4 protein-coding genes are annotated in these 3,168 nt (G+C 39.0%); 1 reads left to right on the top strand and 3 read right to left on the bottom strand.

Annotation, left to right across the window (positions count from 1 at the left end):
• Positions 1-255: 255 nt before the first annotated feature.
• A complete protein-coding gene (locus IEV18_RS16605; protein ID WP_188393473.1) occupies positions 256-573 on the top strand; it encodes a coiled-coil domain-containing protein in 318 nt (105 codons plus the stop codon).
• Between the two features lie 491 nt (positions 574-1,064).
• Here the strand turns inward: IEV18_RS16605 and IEV18_RS16600 are convergent, their stop codons facing one another.
• The 3 genes from IEV18_RS16600 to IEV18_RS16590 all read right to left on the bottom strand — a co-directional run bounded on the left by IEV18_RS16600 (position 1,065) and on the right by IEV18_RS16590 (position 2,981).
• The gene (locus IEV18_RS16600; RefSeq protein WP_188393472.1) at positions 1,065-1,817 is read right to left on the bottom strand and encodes an energy-coupling factor transporter transmembrane component T family protein; all 753 of its coding nucleotides are present in this window, start codon (positions 1,815-1,817) and stop codon (positions 1,065-1,067) included.
• A complete protein-coding gene (locus tag IEV18_RS16595) occupies positions 1,798-2,100 on the bottom strand; it encodes an ATP-binding cassette domain-containing protein (protein ID WP_188393471.1) in 303 nt (100 codons plus the stop codon). Before IEV18_RS16595 ends, IEV18_RS16600 begins: the two co-directional genes overlap by 20 nt.
• A gap of 278 nt (positions 2,101-2,378) precedes the next feature.
• On the bottom strand, positions 2,379-2,981 hold the full coding sequence (locus IEV18_RS16590; RefSeq protein WP_188393470.1) for an ECF transporter S component: 603 nt from the start codon (positions 2,979-2,981) through the stop codon (positions 2,379-2,381).
• Between the last annotated feature and the right edge of the window lie 187 nt (positions 2,982-3,168).

Below are 3,168 nucleotides of genomic sequence, written 5' to 3'. Positions count from 1 at the left end.
GTGTGGTTACCTCACTAATACCCTAAAACAATGGGGGTGGCAAGTTTTTTGTTTATAAAACCTTATATATCAATAAATCATCTAGATTTTATCTATAAATTTTTGACAATACGCCCTTTTTAGGGGGGATCTTTTTATGTATTTTGACTGAAATAAAGTGCTTAAAAATTTTCAAATTCTGAAATAAAGTGAAAAATAATCACATTATTCCAGATTTTAGACCGGTTTATTTTGATAAACTGGTGCTGGGATAATGTGCTGATTTACAACATTCAAGGTGAAATGTCCTCGGTTAAGACTGATATATCAACGATTCAAGGTGAAATGTCCTCGGTTAAGACTGATATATCAACGATTCAAGAAGAATTGTCCTCGGTTAAGATTGACGTATCAAATATTAAAGAAGAATTGTCTGAGTTTAAACAGGAACAACGTCGATTATCTAAAGATATTATTAGTAGTTTCGGACAGTATCATGACAAGTTGGAGAGATATGTCGATGACAGGTCAGAAGCGTTAAATAAGAGGGTTTATCGGCTTGAATCAGAAATGGAGAAGATACTTCGGAAGTGATTGGTTTTTTATCTTATTTTCTGTATGGTTCGAACAGTCCTTACCACATGAGAGGACGTTATATTGAACATCCCGACGTCCGACTCCGGTTGTTGATTGTGAATTTCTATAATAGGTATCCATATTCTAAATCATTTCGTTCCACGAATTCTGATCAAACATTTCGAAAGTTTTTTGGCTGACCATGAGAAGTCCAATGACAACTCATGGATTTTTGTAAATTTTTCATTCATCAAGTATTGCCAGCTGGATGAGGAACACTCTCATCAGTCATTCATGAGCGTCCCCATCCAAGCTTATGAAATAATGGACTGCGAAACATCCCCGCATTCTATCATTGCTTCAATTTCGTGATGGATCACAGCCGCATCATCCTACCCTCAGTGATAAAGGTAATACCTGTTGCGACGGCATTTACGTAATGGAATTTCACGTTCATCCACTTCTCTGATTTCTTCTTAATCCTAAATGTAGAATTTTCTGTTCACCGCTCATCCGATTTGAATCGCAATAAGATAAGAAAACATAAATCCGAACAACATCAACACAGGGAAGATGAAGTCTTGTTTTTGGATCTTGAATTGCCGATAGAAACTTCGATGTTTATCTCCGGTGAAGCCTTTTGACTCCATTGCCATTGCCGTTCGCTCGGCCTTTCGGATGGCGCTTGCCAGAAGGGGGATGACATAGCGTTTGTAATTTTGCCATTTCTCTTTCACTGTTCTTGCCTGGTTCACTCCCCGGATGCGATGGGCATCATGAATCAGCTTCAACTCATCTTTAAGCATCGGCAGGAATCGATACCCCGCCAACACGCCATAAGCGATTTTAGGCGGAAGCTTTAATTGCTGCATCATACTTAGTATGAAGTGAACCGTGTTTGTCGTAAAAACGAATAGTAAGGACAGTGCAGCGACATTCAGTATACGTAATGTAAGTGCAAGAGCGGTAAGTACCGACTCTTTCGGAAAGTCGATGCCAAAAAATCGTATCGCATCGTCCGGATGATTCGGTGTATCAGCAAAAACGATGGATGTCCAAAACATTCCCAGAGCAAAAATGATGAATGGGGCGAAATAAAGCAGATACTTTTTCACATCCACCTTTCCAAAAATGAACGTGACAAAAATGGTCCACATTAAAAAAAGCAGTGGTGTGACAGGTTCGAAAATCATCGCGAGAAAAATGATAAATACAATGATTGTCACTGCTTTGACGCTTGGATTAAGTCGTTGTAGAAACATATTCCATTTCCTTTTCATATATATTACTCAGTTGAACGGCAATGGGCTGTTCAAGTTGCCATTTTTCTATACATCCCGGTTCAACTTTCCATAATTCAGCTGGTGAACAATCCGCTGCGACTTTGCCATCTTTGATGACGATTACGCGTGTCGCATACTCATGGATGAGATCCATATCATGCGTAATCATAATCAGCGTTGCGCCGTCCTGATGCTTTTTGGACAATAGGTTCATGAGTTCTTGATTCGAATGCGCATCTTGGCCGAAAGTCGGCTCATCCAAAAGGAGCAAGGTCAGCTCTTTTCCGTTTTAACAGATGCTTGCATGGCACATGACTTATCTTATCACACTGGAATCGTCAGAAGCCATGATAGTTTTCCAAGCGTAAGCATCAACCCACTAAATAGAGTGACGAGCAGTACGAAAAGTAAATCTGGATAAATATATGTGATGGCAATACTGACCACCACATACAATACTTTTGTCAAGGGGGATACGTGATTATGGATAACAGAATCTCTGTCTGCATAAAGCGTCATCGTACTCATGTCAATCAATCCTTACAATTCTTCAATTTTATCTTGACCTTGGAAAATAGAAATAAAGTTGTTAGGCAACCCCTTGAAAATCAAATAACCAACGATTACTGTAGCCAATTTATCTGGGACATCTACAACAACACTATCCCCAAAGGATGCTAGCCAAACAGGAACATCATTGGAAACTAAAAAGGCGTAAAATGCATCTCCCCAAACGTTACCAGTTTGACCGCCCCAGAAAATAAGATTTAGTGGAGTGGAAATGACTGCAGCAGCTAAACCAACCACCAAACCGACAACGATGACCGTCTTGAAATTTTTCAGCCAGCCTTTATATGCCATTACCCCGACAATTAAGCCAATGACACCACTTGTAATGGCATAAACGGTTGAGATCGGATCCGCTGTGACACCGTATATAATATTATTGATCATTCCGGAAAGAGCACCGATAATGGGACCAGCCAACATGGCTGACAGAACGGTGCCAATTGAATCCAACCATAATGGCAATTTTAATAGTCCTGCTACTAATTTTCCTAAATAATTGATACCGATTGCGGCTGGAATAAGTGCAATAGCTGCTGTTGATAGCTTTAATGACCACACACTCCTATTACTCATGGTAATTCCTCCTCGTATTAGTTGTTATTTATAGATTTTATCCTGAATTATTCATACTTCCAATGAAGATTTAATTGATACCAAATCCAATGATTTTTTGTTATCTAAACAAGTAAGAGCTGTTAATTTCGATAAACATGATAAATGATAAAGGTGAATGGTAGTAAAATCCTGATTTTGGGCATAC

Source organism: Compostibacillus humi (assembly GCF_014637175.1).
Classification (GTDB): domain Bacteria; phylum Bacillota; class Bacilli; order Bacillales; family Amphibacillaceae; genus Oceanobacillus; species Oceanobacillus humi.
Note: the sequence above shows the minus strand (reverse complement) of the source record. Positions and strands in the feature narration are given on the sequence as shown.

What these genes read in the sequence shown, in the direction of transcription:
- IEV18_RS16600 (WP_188393472.1), bottom strand. Translation starts at nt 1,817, where the DNA reads ATGTTTCTACAACGACTTAATCCAAGCGTCAAAGCAGTGACAATCATT.
- IEV18_RS16590 (WP_188393470.1), bottom strand. Translation starts at nt 2,981, where the DNA reads ATGAGTAATAGGAGTGTGTGGTCATTAAAGCTATCAACAGCAGCTATT.